Origin of the sequence: Flavobacterium filum DSM 17961, from assembly GCF_000425465.1 — a bacterium.
GTDB lineage: Bacteria > Bacteroidota > Bacteroidia > Flavobacteriales > Flavobacteriaceae > Flavobacterium > Flavobacterium filum.
Genome location: NZ_KE384381.1, coordinates 330,688 through 346,564, shown reverse-complemented (window position 1 = coordinate 346,564; position 15,877 = coordinate 330,688). Strand labels below are relative to the sequence as shown.

The 15,877-nt window shown below is 33.4% G+C and carries 16 protein-coding genes and 1 tRNA gene; 11 read left to right on the top strand and 6 right to left on the bottom strand.

Features of this window, described 5'->3' with window-relative positions; translation table 11 throughout:
• Window positions 1-105 precede the first annotated feature (105 nt).
• Together H601_RS0114570 and odhB are read left to right on the top strand one after the other, a co-directional pair.
• Window positions 106-2,877: a 2-oxoglutarate dehydrogenase E1 component gene (locus tag H601_RS0114570; protein ID WP_026712176.1), complete on the top strand. Its 2,772-nt coding sequence runs from the start codon at window positions 106-108 to the stop codon at window positions 2,875-2,877.
• 79 nt (window positions 2,878-2,956) lie between these two features.
• Window positions 2,957-4,177: a 2-oxoglutarate dehydrogenase complex dihydrolipoyllysine-residue succinyltransferase gene (gene odhB, locus H601_RS0114565; RefSeq protein WP_026712175.1), complete on the top strand. Its 1,221-nt coding sequence runs from the start codon at window positions 2,957-2,959 to the stop codon at window positions 4,175-4,177.
• 81 nt (window positions 4,178-4,258) lie between these two features.
• Here odhB and H601_RS0114560 read toward each other — a convergent pair whose 3' ends face one another.
• The 4 genes from H601_RS0114560 to H601_RS0114545 form a co-directional block, all read right to left on the bottom strand.
• Window positions 4,259-4,711: a hypothetical protein gene (locus tag H601_RS0114560; RefSeq protein WP_026712174.1), complete on the bottom strand. Its 453-nt coding sequence runs from the start codon at window positions 4,709-4,711 to the stop codon at window positions 4,259-4,261.
• Window positions 4,712-4,878: 167 nt separating this feature from the next.
• Window positions 4,879-5,853 (bottom strand): proline and serine-rich protein 1 family protein, encoded by a 975-nt coding sequence (locus tag H601_RS0114555; protein WP_026712173.1) that lies wholly within the window; start codon window positions 5,851-5,853, stop codon window positions 4,879-4,881.
• A gap of 84 nt (window positions 5,854-5,937) precedes the next feature.
• A complete protein-coding gene (locus H601_RS0114550; RefSeq protein ID WP_169628276.1) occupies window positions 5,938-6,873 on the bottom strand; it encodes a T9SS type A sorting domain-containing protein in 936 nt (311 codons plus the stop codon).
• Between the two features lies 1 nt (window position 6,874).
• Window positions 6,875-7,312, bottom strand: a complete 438-nt coding sequence (locus H601_RS0114545; protein ID WP_026712171.1) for a retropepsin-like aspartic protease — start codon at window positions 7,310-7,312, stop codon at window positions 6,875-6,877.
• Between the two features lie 86 nt (window positions 7,313-7,398).
• Here H601_RS0114545 and H601_RS0114540 point away from each other — a divergent pair, with 86 nt between their 5' ends.
• From H601_RS0114540 to H601_RS0114500, 9 genes are all read left to right on the top strand, one after another.
• Window positions 7,399-8,166 (top strand): TatD family hydrolase, encoded by a 768-nt coding sequence (locus H601_RS0114540; protein ID WP_026712170.1) that lies wholly within the window; start codon window positions 7,399-7,401, stop codon window positions 8,164-8,166.
• A 59-nt stretch (window positions 8,167-8,225) separates the two neighbouring features.
• On the top strand, window positions 8,226-9,362 hold the full coding sequence (locus H601_RS0114535) for a 1-acyl-sn-glycerol-3-phosphate acyltransferase (RefSeq protein ID WP_026712169.1): 1,137 nt from the start codon (window positions 8,226-8,228) through the stop codon (window positions 9,360-9,362).
• Window positions 9,352-10,380 (top strand): asparaginase, encoded by a 1,029-nt coding sequence (locus H601_RS0114530; protein WP_026712168.1) that lies wholly within the window; start codon window positions 9,352-9,354, stop codon window positions 10,378-10,380. The genes H601_RS0114535 and H601_RS0114530 overlap by 11 nt, the downstream gene beginning before the upstream one ends.
• Window positions 10,381-10,454: 74 nt before the next feature.
• A tRNA-Ser gene (locus tag H601_RS0114525) sits at window positions 10,455-10,542 on the top strand.
• Between the two features lie 82 nt (window positions 10,543-10,624).
• Window positions 10,625-11,434, top strand: coding sequence for a MotA/TolQ/ExbB proton channel family protein (locus H601_RS0114520; protein WP_026712167.1), 810 nt, complete (start codon window positions 10,625-10,627; stop codon window positions 11,432-11,434).
• Between the two features lie 18 nt (window positions 11,435-11,452).
• Complete coding sequence (locus tag H601_RS0114515) at window positions 11,453-11,872, top strand: hypothetical protein (protein WP_026712166.1); 420 nt, start codon at window positions 11,453-11,455, stop codon at window positions 11,870-11,872.
• A 3-nt stretch (window positions 11,873-11,875) separates the two neighbouring features.
• Window positions 11,876-12,490, top strand: coding sequence for an ExbD/TolR family protein (locus H601_RS0114510; protein WP_026712165.1), 615 nt, complete (start codon window positions 11,876-11,878; stop codon window positions 12,488-12,490).
• Between the two features lie 18 nt (window positions 12,491-12,508).
• On the top strand, window positions 12,509-12,982 hold the full coding sequence (locus tag H601_RS0114505; protein ID WP_026712164.1) for an ExbD/TolR family protein: 474 nt from the start codon (window positions 12,509-12,511) through the stop codon (window positions 12,980-12,982).
• A gap of 79 nt (window positions 12,983-13,061) precedes the next feature.
• Complete coding sequence (locus H601_RS0114500) at window positions 13,062-13,748, top strand: porin family protein (RefSeq protein WP_035656091.1); 687 nt, start codon at window positions 13,062-13,064, stop codon at window positions 13,746-13,748.
• Here the strand turns inward: H601_RS0114500 and H601_RS0114495 are convergent.
• Both H601_RS0114495 and rpoN read right to left on the bottom strand, forming a co-directional pair.
• Window positions 13,743-14,348, bottom strand: a complete 606-nt coding sequence (locus H601_RS0114495; protein WP_026712162.1) for a hypothetical protein — start codon at window positions 14,346-14,348, stop codon at window positions 13,743-13,745. The genes H601_RS0114500 and H601_RS0114495 overlap by 6 nt on opposite strands.
• A gap of 4 nt (window positions 14,349-14,352) precedes the next feature.
• Entirely contained in the window at window positions 14,353-15,816 is a 1,464-nt protein-coding gene (gene rpoN / locus H601_RS0114490; RefSeq protein ID WP_026712161.1) for an RNA polymerase factor sigma-54, read from the bottom strand.
• Between the last annotated feature and the right edge of the window lie 61 nt (window positions 15,817-15,877).

Below are 15,877 nucleotides of genomic sequence, written 5' to 3'. Positions count from 1 at the left end.
TAGCAATTAAAAACATAAAAGTATGCAAAAATAAATGAAAGATTATGGCAATTATTGTACTTTTGCAAAACTATTTTTAACAAATAAGGTTTATTACTACTAATTATGGATAGGTTTTCCTTTTTAAACGCAGCACATACACAATTTTTTGCCGATTTATATGATCAATATACCCAAAATCCCGATTCGGTTGAGCCGAGTTGGAGAGCCTTTTTTCAAGGTTTTGATTTTGGATTAGAGTCGGCTTCTGATGTTGACCCCGAATCCCAACTAGCCGATTTTTCCTCTGGAGATCAAAACAATAGTTTGATTTCAGAAAAATTACAAAAAGAATTCAATGTTCTTAAATTAATTGACGGATATAGAACGCGTGGTCATTTATTTACTAAAACCAATCCGGTTAGAGAAAGAAGAACGTATGCTCCGGATTTGTCAATTGAAAATTTCGGATTATCATCAGCTGATTTGGATATTGTTTTTGATGCCGCTAAAGTAATAGGCAAGCAACCTTCGACATTGCGTCAAATTTTGAATCATCTTCAAAGTATGTATTGTCAGCACATCGGTATTGAGTACATGCACATGGAAAATCCAATTTTTGTAAATTGGGTACAAGAGCGTATAAATGCTAATGACAATCAACCTAATTTTTCGGCAGATCAAAAAAAACATATACTAGGTAAATTGAATGAAGCAGTTTCTTTTGAAAACTTTCTTCATACAAAATATGTAGGTCAAAAACGATTCTCATTAGAAGGTGGAGAAAGTTTGATTCCTGCTTTAGATGCTGTAATTGAATCCGCTGCTGAAAAGGGAGTAGAGCATTTCGTCATGGGAATGGCACACCGAGGACGTTTGAATACGCTAGCCAATATTTTTGGGAAACCTACACAAGATATTTTCTCAGAATTTGATGGGAAAGACTACGATAAAGAATATTTTGACGGTGACGTAAAATACCATTTAGGTTTAACTTCAGAAAGAAAAACAAGTTCAGGTAAAAAAATCAATATCAATTTAGCTCCCAATCCTTCGCATCTTGAAACGGTTGGTGCTGTAATTGAAGGAATTACCAGAGCCAAACAAGATAAATATTTTCCGGAAGATTTTTCTAAAGTGCTTCCAATTGCAGTGCATGGTGATGCGGCTGTGGCCGGACAAGGAATTGTGTATGAAATCATACAAATGTCGCAACTAGACGGTTATAAAACCGGTGGAACTATTCACATCGTCATCAATAATCAAGTTGGATTTACAACGAATTATTTAGATGCACGTTCGTCTACCTATTGTACCGATATTGCCAAAGTAACATTGTCACCAGTACTTCATGTTAACGCGGATAACAGTGAAGCGGTTGTTCATGCTATGTTATTTGCGTTAGATTTCAGAATGGCTTTTGGTCGCGATGTATTCATCGATTTGTTAGGATATAGAAAATATGGTCACAACGAAGGAGATGAGCCTCGTTTTACACAACCTGTTTTATACAAAATCATTGCAAAACATAGAAATCCAAGAGATATTTATGCTGAAAAATTGATTTCAGATGGAATTGTTGATGCGGCTTATATTACCAAAATAGAGAATGAGTACAAAGCCAAGTTAGATGAAAATCTTCAAGCTTCCCGCAAAAAAGATTTAACTATCATCAAGCCTTTTATGCAAGAGGAATGGAAAGGTTTTGTTCAAGTTTCAGATGATGAAATGTTGAAAAAAGTAGATACTAAATACGACCAAAAGAAATTGGATGCTATTTTGGAAACCATTTCTACTTTACCATCGGATAAAAAATTCATCAATAAAATTACCAAGATTGTTTCTGATCGTAAAACGATGTATGATAACGATACTATCGATTGGGGTACAGCAGAAACGCTGGCTTATGGAACGTTATTAACCGAAGGTTATGATGTGCGTTTATCCGGTCAGGATGTGGAAAGAGGTACATTTTCTCACCGTCATGCCGTTGTTAAAGTGGAAGACAGTGAAGAAGAAGTAGTATTATTGAACACACTTAAAGGTAAAAAAGGAAAATTCAATGTATTTAATTCGTTCCTTTCCGAATATGGTGTATTAGGATTTGATTATGGATATGCTTTGGCCAATCCGAATGCGTTAACCATTTGGGAAGCACAATTTGGTGATTTCTCTAATGGTGCACAAATCATGATTGACCAATACATTTCGTGTGGAGAAGACAAATGGAATAACCAAAACGGAATTGTCATGTTGTTACCTCACGGTTATGAAGGTCAAGGAGCGGAACATTCTTCCGCCAGAATGGAGCGTTATTTGCAACTTTGTGCTCGTCATAATATGTATGTGGCTGATTGTACAACGCCTGCCAACTTCTTCCATTTGTTAAGAAGACAAATGAAAACGAAGTTTAGAAAACCTTTGGTTGTCTTTTCACCTAAAAGTTTGTTGCGTCATCCGCTTTGTGTTTCAACGAGAGAAGAATTGTACAACGGTCAATTTCAGGAAACCATTGACGATTTTTCAGTAGATAAGAAAAAAGTAAAAACGCTAGTTTTCTGTACCGGAAAATTCTACTATGATATTTTAGCTGAAAGAGAAAACTTAGGCAGAAATGATGTAGCTTTGGTTCGAATTGAGCAATTGTTCCCTTTGCCGATTGAGCAATTAAAAGCAATTATTGCATCCTATCCGAATGCAGATGATTATGTTTGGGCACAAGAAGAACCAAAAAATATGGGAGCTTATAGCTTTATGTTGATGAATTTTGACTTAGTGCCATGGCGATTAGCTTCATTAAAAGCTTATGCTGCTCCGGCTGCCGGAAGTCATACTCGCGACAGAAGACGTCACGCTGATGCAATACGAATGGTATTTGATAAAAATTTATTTAGATAAAAAATATGTTTCAAGTTTCAGGTTTCAAGTTGGAAAAACCTGAAACTTGAAACCTGAAACTTTTAAACCAATATTAGACATGATTTTAGAAATGAAAGTTCCCTCGCCGGGAGAATCAATAAAAGAAGTTGAAATTGCAACTTGGTTAGTAAAAAACGGTGATTATGTAGAAAAAGACCAAGCTATTGCTGAGGTTGATTCTGACAAAGCTACCCTAGAACTACCCGCAGAAGCCAGTGGAATCATTACACTTAAAGCGGAAGAAGGCGATGCTGTTGCCGTTGGAGCCGTAGTTTGTCTAATCGATACATCTGCAGCAAAACCAAGCGGTGATGCACCTAAAGTAGAAGTCAAAGAAGAAACACCAAAAGTAGAAGAAAAGAAAGTAGAAGTAAAAGCAGCTCCGGCTCCTGAAAAAACGTATGCTACACAAGCTCCTTCTCCTGCGGCTCGTAAAATTTTAGACGAAAAAAACATACAACCTTCCGATATCGTTGGAACCGGAAAAGGCGGAAGAATTACCAAAGATGATGCTGTTAACGCAGTTCCATCAATGGGGACACCAACCGGAGGAAACCGTGGTTCAGAAAGAACTAAATTATCCATGTTGCGTCGTAAAGTAGCAGAACGATTGGTTTCGGCCAAAAATGAAACGGCGATGTTAACCACGTTTAATGAGGTAGATATGACTGCGATTTATGATTTAAGAGCAGAATATAAAGATGCTTTCAAAGAAAAACATGGATTAGGTTTAGGCTTTATGTCTTTCTTTACCAAAGCTGTAACGAGAGCATTACAATTATATCCAGACGTAAATTCAATGATTGATGGTCAAGAGAAAATTTCATATGATTTCTGTGATATTTCAGTAGCGGTATCCGGTCCAAAAGGATTAATGGTTCCGGTAATGCGAAATGCAGAAACACTTTCTTTCCGAGGCGTTGAAGCCGAAATCAAACGTTTGGCAATTCGTGCACGTGATGGTCAAATCACTGTTGACGAAATGACGGGTGGAACATTCACCATTTCAAACGGAGGAGTTTTTGGAAGTATGTTATCAACACCAATCATCAACCCGCCACAATCAGGAATTTTAGGAATGCATAATGTAGTAGAAAGACCTATTGTGAGAAATGGTCAAATTGTGATTGCACCGGTAATGTATGTAGCGTTATCCTATGACCACAGAATCATCGATGGAAGAGAATCAGTTGGTTTCTTAGTGGCCGTAAAAGAAGCGTTAGAAAACCCAGTAGAACATTTGATGGGCGGAAATGCAAAAAAAGCTTTAGAATTGTAAATAATTATTAATTTTCAAGTATGAAAAAATCCCGATTAGGAAAGCCTAATCGGGATTTTTTGTTATTTTGCTTTGAGAAAATTAATATTGTATATCAAAAGAACCGTTTGTAAATTCTAAATTTATACCTTCAGGTCCAGAAAAATTAGACATAGTTCCTGAAAAATTCCCTTTTAATTTTTTACTATTATTGTTTGTTGTTATGGTTGATGTCATTCCATTATAACTATAAATTACACCGTTTTTTTCGTAGAAAAAATAGATAGAATTTGAGCTAGTATCTCCTTTTTCTAATTCAAAAGTAATAGTTTCATTAGTGCTATTACCAATACTACCATCAACTAAAAGATCTGTGTATTCATCAGCTGTGCCAGCGTTATAAACTTCTTCATAGACAACTACATTGTTAAAAGTTTTTGTTTGTCCATCAATAGTAACAGTAATTGTTCCTCCAATTTTTTTTCCATCATCATCTTTTGAACAAGAGGTTAAAACCAAAGAACTCACAGCCAAGAATAAAAATAATTTTTTCATTTATATTGTATTTTTTAAAATTTTGAGCAATGATATGACATTTATATTTGGATTACAAATTAAGACTTAAAAACCTACAAATAGAGGTGTTGAAGTTTTGTCGTTCTCACAAAAAAATCCCGATTAGACTTTTCTAATCGGGATTTTTGTTTTATCCCTATTTGAAATTATCTTCTAGAAATATAATCATTTAATTCATCTGCACTTGATGAAAATGAAAACACATCATTCACTTTAAAATAGTTTCTTGGTTCAACACACGCATCAAAAGCAAATTTAGCAAAGGTTAATTTGGTTTCTTCAAACCCAAAGATTTTACAAATTTCAATGATTTGATTGGTGTTTAAACAGTTGTTTTGTGCCACTTGTTGTGCTGTTTTTAATCTTGACTCATCAAAACCTTGATTTCTGATAGTTTGTATAGCAGCATTAAAATCATTTGGATTCATTGGGCGTTTATTCACACAAGTAGGATTGTTATCTACTACAACCACTTCTCTTGGTTGTCTTGGTTGAACAACAGTTCCTCCGGTAGTTACGGTTGTTGTTTCTGTTACTGTTGTGCTGGCACCAAAAACCGGGTCGTTAATAGAAATATTAACGCCAACACCGCCAACATTTACACCTGCATTCACACCTGTACTTACTCCAGTTGTAGTAGTAGTTGTGGTTTGTTGAACAACACCAACTGGAGCTGTTTGCTGAACAATAACTTGTTGTGCAGGAGCAGGTTGTCCCCATCTTTGCACAACCACATTTGATGGTGGTACAAAATCAGGTACTACTGGAATCATTGAAAAGAAATTCAATTTCATCTTTGTTGGCTTGTTTTTGTCACGACGAATTTTATAAGTCACATCCATAAAAATTCCGTCTGCATCAGCAATTTGAAGAAAGTTTTTAGAAATTTCTTGTCTTTCTTTGTCTTCAAAAATGATTTTAGCGTTGTAATACGGCTGAACTAATTCTTCCACACGAAGATTGGTTTGTGGAACATCATTTATGCGTTCGCCATTCAATACCAAATAAAATTTGTCTCCATCTTCAGAAAAAATGGTTAAATGACCAAAAGGTTGAATTTGTCCAAAAGACAATACAGATAAAAATAACGTAAAAATGGTTAACGTAGTTTTTAGTTTCATATACATTTGTTTTTAAGGTTTTAAAAATACTATTTAAAATTCGTTTTCCAAAAATAATGCCAAAAAACTAAAAACAATTTAAAACTAGTTTTTTAGCATTTTAATTGTTTTCGATTCATTAATCCCTTTTAATTTCAATAAATAGAAACCTTTTTGAAGTGCGTTTAAATTGATTGTACCAGAATGAAAGTTTGTCTTAATTGTCATTATTTTTTTACCTTGAATTGAAAACACTTCTATTTCCGTAATTAATTTATTGTTTGAAATAAATAAATCATCAATCACAGGATTAGGAGAAATTTGCAGATTTTGAAACTCATTTTGATTCAAATTCATGGTACATTGAGTAGAGAAAATCACACTTTCTACTGACCATAAACTAACTTCAACTGGAGAACATCTATACCGAACATAATATTTATAATTTGTACATGGTATTAAGTCAGATATTTCTGCCGGATTACTGTTTACTGTTATAAACGGATCTGAAAGATTAGCTGTAAGTGCTAAGTTAGTAGTGAGAAAAATATCATATTGAGGAGGATTGTACGTTGTTGCCCAACTCAATTGAGCTGTTGTCTCATTACTTGAAATAAAATTTAAATTTGTTGGATAAAAGAAACAACAATCAGTTGTACAATTAGCAGTTGCCGAAAATAATGTGGAATTTTGTTCCCCATCACCATAATTTTTGATAAAAATAGTTTGATTAAACGGACTAATCATTTTTATCTTAACATTTTCAGGTTGGCTACCGCCTTCATTCCAAACCAAATTAAAAGATGTGGCGTCACAAAGAAATACGTTATCCGTTAAAGAAGATCCATTCGTAAAATTTAATCCAATAGTTTTTATGGCTACATTATTTTGAAAGATGGTCATCGAATTTCCATTCCAACCAGAACCATTTGAACTTTCCAAAGTTAAGGTATATATACATTGTTCAACAACATCACAAGTACTGTTTTGAGCAGTTGAATTCAAAACGGTAAAGAGTAAAATATAGACAAATTTTTTCATATTACTTAAGGTATAAACAATGGTTATAATAATCAATAATTGCTTTTCCTTGCAACAAAACATCAGCTCCAATTATTCCATGAACCGGTTTTGCTTTGTATTGTGTTAGAGCTAAATTTACATGTGTCAAATCAAATATAACTAAAGCTAAATTTTTGGTTTTCCATCGCCCAATTTGCAATAAATTTTGATTGCTGATTTGGGTTTCCATGCCAACTGCACCAGCACCAGCGGCTTTGTTTTTTGAGGCTTTTGCTTCAATTTCAAAATGTTCTACAACATCAAAACCAATACAACTGTTGGAGGCTCCGGTGTCTAAAATAAAACTTCCTTTTATTCCATTAATTTTTGCTTTTATTAATAAATGTTGCGTTTTGGAAAGTTTAAAATTGATTTTTTTATATCCTGAATCTTTTAAAAGGCTTTGTAAGTTCTTCATTTTATCGATTAAAATTCAAATGTAGTTCAATTTAAAATGAAAACAAAGCTGTTCATTCTAACTTTAAAAAGATGTATTTTTGCCGAATGATTTTTACCGACACACATACTCATTTATATTCTGAAGAGTTCGATTCAGATCGAGCAGAAATGATGCAAAATGCTCTATCAAATGGTGTAACTCGTTTTTTTGTTCCGGCGATTGATTCCACATGCACGCAGTTAATGTATGAATTGGAAGCCAACTATCCTGAAAATGTGTTTTTGATGATGGGATTACATCCGTGCTATGTGAAAGAAAATTATGAAGAGGAGTTAAAGCATATTGAAACAGAATTAGCCAAGCGAAAATTTGTTGCCATTGGCGAAATTGGCATTGATCTTTATTGGGATAAATCTACGCTTGATATACAAAAAATAGCCTTCAAGCATCAAATTCAATTGGCAAAAAAATATAAACTTCCCATCGTTATTCATTGTCGAGAGTCATTTGATGAAATTTTCGAAGTATTAGAATCAGAAAGAAGCGATGATTTATTTGGTATTTTTCATTGTTTTACCGGAACGATTGAACAGGCTCATCAAGCGATTTCACTCAATATGAAATTAGGAATTGGCGGTGTAATAACCTTTAAAAACGGTAAAATTGATCAATTTATCCATCAAATTGACTTGAAACATATTGTGTTAGAAACCGATTCGCCTTATTTGGCTCCCGTTCCTTTTCGTGGCAAACGAAATGAAAGCAGTTATGTAACAATAGTGGCCGAAAAAATGGCCAATTTATACGGAATTTCAGTGGAAGAAGTGGCTAAAATTACAACTGAAAATTCTAAAGCTGTTTTCGGGATTTAGCCTAAAAGGACTCAAAAGTCACATTTTTTTTGTTCATTTGTGGCATAAAAAGTTGATTCATGTCAAAATTTGATACCATTCGGCCCTATTCTGATACTGAGGTAAATGAAGGAATTCGTTCAGTAGTGCATCATCCGATGATGAAGGCGTTAATGAATTTTACTTTTCCGGAACAAGAAGATTCAGTTTGGAAAGAACAATTGGTAAGAACGCATTCCATTCGTGATTTTCAAATCAATTTTGTGTATCATTCCATTCAAAAAGTGCTTCAACGAAGTTCAGAAGGGTTAACCACTTCCGGTTTTGAAAAATTAGAGAAAAACACTTCATATTTATTTATTTCCAATCATAGAGATATTATTTTGGACACATCGTTGTTGAATGTTTCCTTGTTTGACCATGGTTTAGTAATGACCGCTTCTGCCATTGGAGACAATTTAGTGAAGAAAGATTTTTTGCTCAAATTGTCAAAATTGAATCGTAATTTTTTAGTTCAACGTGGTTTACCACCAAGAGAATTATTGCAAAGTTCAAAATTGATGTCAGAATACATTGGTCAGCTTTTGTTTAGAGAAAATCGTTCTGTTTGGATAGCTCAACGCGAAGGTCGAACAAAAGACGGAAATGACGCAACGCATCAAGGTGTATTAAAAATGTTGGCCATGGGTTCAAATGAAGAACAAGTAATGGATTATTTCAAAAAAATGAAAATTGTTCCGGTTTCCATTTCGTATGAATATGATCCAACCGATGCTTTAAAAATGCCGCAATTGATGGCTGAAGCCAATAATGAAGTCTATATTAAAGAAAAAAATGAAGACTTTATCACGTTGTTAAGTGGAATAATGGGGCAGAAAAAGCGAATTCACATTCATGTTGGTGATGTGTTGAAAGATGAATTGGAAATAATAAAGAAAAATGAAGACAATTCTAATCGTCAAATTCAAGCCTTGGCTCAAGTAATTGATGATTCTATTTTAAGCACCTATAAACTTTGGCCAACCAATTTTATAGCCTATGATTTACTTCACCAATCAGAAAAATATCAGCATTTATACACCGAAGAAGAAAAGTCACTTTTTGAGAGAAGATTGGAAATGAAAATTGATAGTCAAAATCCAAAAATGGTGGAGAGTTTCTTGTCTATGTATGCAAATCCTGTAACCAACAAGATGAAATATCAAAATGCATTCTAAAGCAAACATACTTTTAATTTATACCGGAGGAACAATTGGTATGATGAAAGATTTTGAAACAGGAGCTTTAAAAGCATTTAATTTCAAAAAATTACTACAACGCATTCCGGAATTAAAGCAATTGGATTGTGAGATTGAAACCATTTCTTTTCAAAAACCGATTGATTCTTCTAATATGAACCCGCAAAAATGGATTGAAATGGCAGAAATTATAGAAGATAATTATGCCAAATTTGATGGTTTTGTGGTGTTGCATGGTTCTGACACGATGTCGTATTCGGCATCAGCATTGAGTTTTATGTTTGAAAATTTGTCAAAACCCATCGTTTTTACCGGTTCTCAATTGCCAATAGGTGATTTGCGAACGGATGCCAAGGAAAATCTGATTACAGCTATACAAATTGCCTCATTAAAACAAAAAGGGAAACCGGTTTTCAAAGAAGTTTGTCTTTATTTTGAGTATAAATTATACCGAGGAAATCGAACAAGCAAAATTAATGCTGAACATTTTATGGCATTTGCCTCTCCAAATTGTCCGGCTTTGGCAGAATCTGGTGTACACATTAAAATTAATCAAGAATACCTTTTGTCTTCAACTACAGTTAAAAAATTAGCTGTTCACAAAGAGTTGGATTCAAATGTTGCCATTATAAAAATGTTTCCTGGACTAAATGAAGGAGTTCTTTCATCCATGTTTGATATTCCAAATTTAAGAGGCATTGTGTTAGAAACCTATGGTGCTGGCAATGCTCCAACAGAAGAATGGTTCATCACTATTTTGAAAAAGGCAATAAAAAAAGGAATTTACGTTATAAATGTAACACAATGTTCAGGCGGAAGTGTGAACATGGGACAATATGAAACGAGTACGTATTTAAAAAAAATAGGCGTAATTTCAGGAAAAGACATCACAACAGAGGCAGCAATCACAAAATTAATGTATTTGTTAGGACAAAATGTTTCTGCTAAAGTGTTCAAAACCATTTTCGAAACCTCTTTGAGAGGAGAATTGTCATAAAAATAACAAAATTAATTTTTTCAAGTGAGTTTTTTTTTGTTATTTGGCACTCTTAAAATGCATTCGAAAGTATTGGAGAGGTGTCCGAGTGGTCGAAGGAGCACGCCTGGAAAGTGTGTATACTCCAAAAGGGTATCAAGGGTTCGAATCCCTTTCTCTCCGCATATTTTTTAAATTTGTATTTTTTTAAAAATTAATTTATACCTTTAACCTGATTAACTAATTAAAATTAAGAACGAAAGCAATGAAAAGATTATTTTCTATTTTAGCAATTACAAGTCTAATGATGTTTGGATCAGTTCAAGCTCAGGACTCTACACAAACAACTGAACCAGCTGCTGTTGAAGCTGCCGCTCCTGCTGCAACGGAAGAAGTTGCAACTACTGAAGCTACAGATGAAGAAGCTGTTGCGGAAGAAAAATCATTTACACAAGAATTAAAAGAAAGATTTATCCAAGGGGGTCCTGGTTTCATGGGAATCGTATTATTGTGTTTAATTCTTGGTTTAGCCATTGCAATTGAAAGAATTATTTACTTAAATCTTTCTACAACAAATTCTAAAAAATTAATCAAAGATGTAGAAGATGCATTGAACTCAGGTGGTGTTAACGCTGCTAAAGAAGTTTGTAGAAACACTTCTGGTCCTGTTGCTTCTATTTTCTATCAAGGTTTAGATCGTATTGACCACGGAATTGAATCAGCTGAAAAAGCAGTTGTTTCTTATGGTGGAGTTCAAATGGGACAATTAGAGAAAAACGTATCTTGGATTTCATTGTTTATTGCATTAGCACCGATGTTAGGTTTCATGGGAACAGTAATCGGGATGATTCAAGCATTTGATAAAATTGAAGCAGCTGGAAACATGGACGCCTCTTTGGTTGCCGGTGGTATTAAAGTAGCTTTATTAACAACTGTATTCGGTCTTATCGTAGCAATGATTTTGCAAATATTTTATAATTATATTATTGCAAAAATTGACTCTATTGTTAATGATATGGAAGATGCATCTATTAGCTTAGTAGATATTTTAGTAGATTACAAAAACAAAAAATAATTTTAAAAAGACAATAACATGAACTTACAAAAGTTAACAAGATTACTCGTTATTGTATTAAGTGTACTTTCAATAGTTTTCTTGGCAACCATTATGATGGCTGATGCTCAAGATGGTGGAATGATTTCCCCAATTATTTATGTGTCATATTTGATGCTATTGATTGCTATTGTGTTTGTATTATATTATACTTTTAAAAATTTAGCTTCTAAAAAAGGTGAATTAAAAAAGACTTTTATGAGCATAGGTGCATTTTTAGGGGTGTTTTTAGTGGCATTCATTTTTGCTGATGGAACAGCAGTGCCATTAAAAGACGGAGGAGAAGTATCTTCTTTTGCCTCAAAAATGGTTAGTACCGGACTTAATGCATTTTACATATTAGCACTAGTTGCTATTGGATTGATGGTTTTCACAGGATATAACAGAATTAAAAAGTAAACAATGGCTAGAAAACACAGAGATGCACCGCCAGAAGTAAATGCCGGTTCGATGGCAGATATTGCTTTCCTGCTGTTGATTTTCTTTCTGGTAACTACCACTATCCAAACGGATCAGGGTATCAATAGAAAGTTACCTCCAATTCAACCTGACCAAATTGATCCACCACCGGTAAAAGAGAAAAATATTTTTACTGTTTTGGTAAATAAAAACGATCAATTATTGGTAGAAGACAAGTTGATGGATTTAAAAGACCTAAGACAAGCAGCTATTGATTTTCTAGATAATGGAGGAGATGGTTCTTGTGCTTATTGCAAAGGAGAAAGAAATCCTGCCTCGTCTGATAATCCGGATAAAGCGATTATATCATTGCAAAATGACTCCGAAACTTCTTATAAAGCGTATATTTCCGTTCAAAATGAATTGGTAGCGGCGTATTACTTTTTAAGAGATAGAGAGTGTCAAGCACGATATGGTAAATCGTTTAGAGATTTAGAAGCGATGTTTGAAGATCCAAAAACAAAAGAAGCTCAACGCAATAAAATTGAGCCATTTATTAAAGAAATTCAAACGTTGTTTCCGCAGAAGTTATCTGAAGCAGAGCCTAAACGTAATTAATTTGTAAATTTTAGAACTATGTCTAAATTTAAAAAGAAAAAAGGAGGAGACGTTCCAGCGATTTCAACAGCTTCTTTGCCTGATATTGTATTCATGTTGTTATTCTTTTTCATGGTAGCTACTGTGTTAAAAGATAATGATTTGTTGATTCAGAATAGTTTGCCCAAAGCTGATCAGGTAACTAAACTTGAAAAAAAGGATCGTGTAATGTTTATTTTCGCAGGTAAACCTCACGAGAAATACAGAAAAAAATACGGAGAAGGAGCAAAAATTCAATTGAATGATCGCCTTTCTGAAGTATCAGATATCAAAACATTTATTTTAGCTGAAAGGGCTTCAAGAAATCCTGAATTAGAAAAAGTTTTAACTACTTCATTAAAAGTAGATAAAGAAGTAAAAATGGGATTGGTTGGAGAAATCAAACAAGAGTTAAGAAAAATGGATGCACTTAAAATCAATTATACTACAACTAAAGGTAGTGTAGTTGATTAAGAAATAAGAAACTTTTTTAAAGAATAGCCACGTATATGCGTGGCTATTTTTGTATTTTTATATTTCAAAAATCGATGTTATGATTAGGATTTTATTTTTCTGGTTACTCTCACTTTCAGTATGGGCTCAAGATACAATTCCGTATGCAAAAAAATTAGATTTAAACTATCGTGAAGATCAATTTTATGTTGGAATAGCCTATAATATATTGCAAAATAAACCAAATGGTTTAACCCAAAATAAATTCTCAACAGGATTGCAATTTGGTTTTCTTCGCGATATGCCAATAAACAAACAAAGAACGTATGCTATTGCTGCTGGTGCAGGATTTACCTACCAATCATTTAATCAAGATTTGTTGATTTCAAAAGGAGATAATGGAATTTTATATTCTATTATTGAGGATGGATTTGACTATAATAAAAATAAATTTTACTTTTTGAATGTAGATCTTCCAATTGAATTCAGGTATAGGACATCAACTCCGCAAAGCCACAAATTTTTTAGACTTTATGCAGGTTTTAAGTTGAGTTATATGTTATTGAATCAATCTAACTTTTTATCAAATACAATAGATTATAAAATTGCTAATAGCAATCATTTTACAAAATTTCAGTATGGTGTTTATCTTGCTACCGGTTACAACACTTGGAATTTTTATGCCTATTATGGACTGAATCCAATTTTTAATAACAAGGCAAAGTTAAATGATTCTTCTATTGATTTAAGAACTCTTAATCTAGGGTTGCAATTTTATATTTTATAACCAAAAATACCACAATAGAATTTGTGGTAAAACACCCGCAATACTACCTAGAATAATTTCCGAAGTGGTGTGAGCTTTCATATATAAACGTGATGAAGCCACAAAGCCATTGCAAATAAGGAGTAATGCTATTGTATTAATCAAGGCTATTTCATAGTGAATACTGATGCCCATCACAAAAACAGTTAGCGATGAAATTCCAATCATATGAATACTGATTTTGTGCTTAGAATACAACGAAATAAAGGCAATGATTGTACTGAAAATAGCTCCATTAAAAAAGAAATATAGTTCCGGAAGATTTTCAATACTTATACTTTTTTGCGTCAATACATAAAGTAAAATGAGATGAACCAAAAAAGGAATTTTCCGTTCTTCTTTCCGTTTTGCCATTAAGTTGTCTATTTTGCCAAGTGTGACCAATAAATAAAAAATGGAGAGCGGTATTAATACCGTTAACAGTGTAATTTGTATAAGATACAGTAATACTTCTTTATACGAAAAATATTCATTGAGAAATAAAAAGTAGGCCAAACCTCCATAAACCGAAATGAATATCGGATGGAATACATAAGAAAACAAAGGCAAAATCCTTTTCAAATTGTTACATTTTTTTTCTCATCCTAGCAACAGGAATATCAAGTTGTTCACGGTATTTGGCAATTGTTCTTCTGGCAATAGGATATCCTTTATCTTTTAAAATATCGGCCAATTGGTCGTCAGGTAAAGGTTTTTTCTTGTCTTCTTCTTCAATAACTTGTTGCAGAATTTTTTTAATTTCAATGGTAGAAACATCTTCGCCTTGATCGTTTTTCATCGCTTCTGAGAAAAAGTCTTTGATAAGCTTTGTGCCATAAGGTGTTTCAACATATTTGCTGTTTGCAACTCTTGAAACAGTTGAAATATCAAGCCCAATCATGTCTGCAATATCTTTCAAAATCATCGGACGAAGCTTTGTTTCATCTCCTTCTAAAAAATATTCTTGTTGATAATGCATAATGGCATTCATCGTAACAAATAAAGTTTCTTGGCGTTGACGAATGGCATCAATAAACCATTTAGCCGAATCCAATTTTTGTTTGATAAATTGAACCGCATCTTTTTGAGCATTCGATTTGTCTCTCGAATCTTTATAAGTGCGTAGCATGTCTTGATAATCTTTTGAAACATGCAGCTCGGGTGCATTTCTTCCGTTTAAGTTCAAGTCTAATTCGCCATCAATAATTCGAATGATAAAATCAGGCACCACATGTTCAACTATCTTATTGTTTCCACTAAAAGCACCACCGGGTTTAGGATTTAATTTTTCAATTTCCTCAATGGCTTTCTTTAGTTGCTCTTGTGAAACACCATATTTTTGCAATAATTTTTCGTAGTGTTTCTTGGTAAATTGTTCAAATTGATTGGCCACAATATCAATTGCTAAATCAACTGATTCGGTAGGTGTTTTATGCTTAAGTTGCAAAAGTAAACATTCTTGCAAGTCTCTAGCTCCAACTCCTGACGGTTCTAACTCATGCACGATGTGCAATATTTTTTCAACGCTGGGTTCATCCGTATAAATTCCTTGAGTAAACGCCAAATCATCAACAATATCAGCAATAGAACGTCTAATATAGCCCATGTCATCAATACTTCCGACCAAAAATTCTGCTATATCTCTTTCCTCGTCAGAAAGAATAAAGGTATTGAGTTGATTAATTAAATCTTGATGAAACGTAACCGGAGCGGCAAATGGCACTTCTCTATCGTCATCATCGTCACTATAATTGTTGGCTTGTAATTTATAATCAGGCGTTTCGTCGTCACTCAAATATTCATCAATGTTTATATCTTCTGCATCAATTCGATCGTATTCATCTTCTTCATAATCATCGTATTCTTCTTTTTCAAATTCATCTGCATATTCATCTTCTTCTTTTCCACCTTCCAAAGCAGGGTTTTCATTCATTTCCTCTTTTAATCGTTGTTCAAATGCCTGTGTTGGTAATTGAATCAACTTCATCAACTGAATTTGTTGAGGAGATAATTTTTGAGATAATTTGAATTGTAGATTTTGTTTTAACATTTTAAAAATTTTGTTTAAAAGTTTAAGGTTTCAAGTTTCAAGTTGCTGACATCAAAACAAC

Excerpts from the sequence above, each read along its gene's own strand:
- H601_RS0114535 (WP_026712169.1), top strand. The coding sequence starts at position 8,226 with ATGTCAAAATTTGATACCATTCGGCCCTATTCTGATACTGAGGTAAAT.
- H601_RS0114510 (WP_026712165.1), top strand. The coding sequence starts at position 11,876 with ATGGCTAGAAAACACAGAGATGCACCGCCAGAAGTAAATGCCGGTTCG.
- H601_RS0114505 (WP_026712164.1), top strand. The coding sequence starts at position 12,509 with ATGTCTAAATTTAAAAAGAAAAAAGGAGGAGACGTTCCAGCGATTTCA.
- H601_RS0114560 (WP_026712174.1), bottom strand. The coding sequence starts at position 4,711 with ATGAAAAAATTATTTTTATTCTTGGCTGTGAGTTCTTTGGTTTTAACC.
- H601_RS0114540 (WP_026712170.1), top strand. The coding sequence starts at position 7,399 with ATGATTTTTACCGACACACATACTCATTTATATTCTGAAGAGTTCGAT.
- H601_RS0114545 (WP_026712171.1), bottom strand. The coding sequence starts at position 7,312 with ATGAAGAACTTACAAAGCCTTTTAAAAGATTCAGGATATAAAAAAATC.
- H601_RS0114555 (WP_026712173.1), bottom strand. The coding sequence starts at position 5,853 with ATGAAACTAAAAACTACGTTAACCATTTTTACGTTATTTTTATCTGTA.
- H601_RS0114550 (WP_169628276.1), bottom strand. The coding sequence starts at position 6,873 with ATGAAAAAATTTGTCTATATTTTACTCTTTACCGTTTTGAATTCAACT.
- rpoN (WP_026712161.1), bottom strand. The coding sequence starts at position 15,816 with ATGTTAAAACAAAATCTACAATTCAAATTATCTCAAAAATTATCTCCT.
- H601_RS0114520 (WP_026712167.1), top strand. The coding sequence starts at position 10,625 with ATGAAAAGATTATTTTCTATTTTAGCAATTACAAGTCTAATGATGTTT.
- H601_RS0114530 (WP_026712168.1), top strand. The coding sequence starts at position 9,352 with ATGCATTCTAAAGCAAACATACTTTTAATTTATACCGGAGGAACAATT.
- H601_RS0114515 (WP_026712166.1), top strand. The coding sequence starts at position 11,453 with ATGAACTTACAAAAGTTAACAAGATTACTCGTTATTGTATTAAGTGTA.
- H601_RS0114500 (WP_035656091.1), top strand. The coding sequence starts at position 13,062 with ATGATTAGGATTTTATTTTTCTGGTTACTCTCACTTTCAGTATGGGCT.
- H601_RS0114570 (WP_026712176.1), top strand. The coding sequence starts at position 106 with ATGGATAGGTTTTCCTTTTTAAACGCAGCACATACACAATTTTTTGCC.
- odhB (WP_026712175.1), top strand. The coding sequence starts at position 2,957 with ATGATTTTAGAAATGAAAGTTCCCTCGCCGGGAGAATCAATAAAAGAA.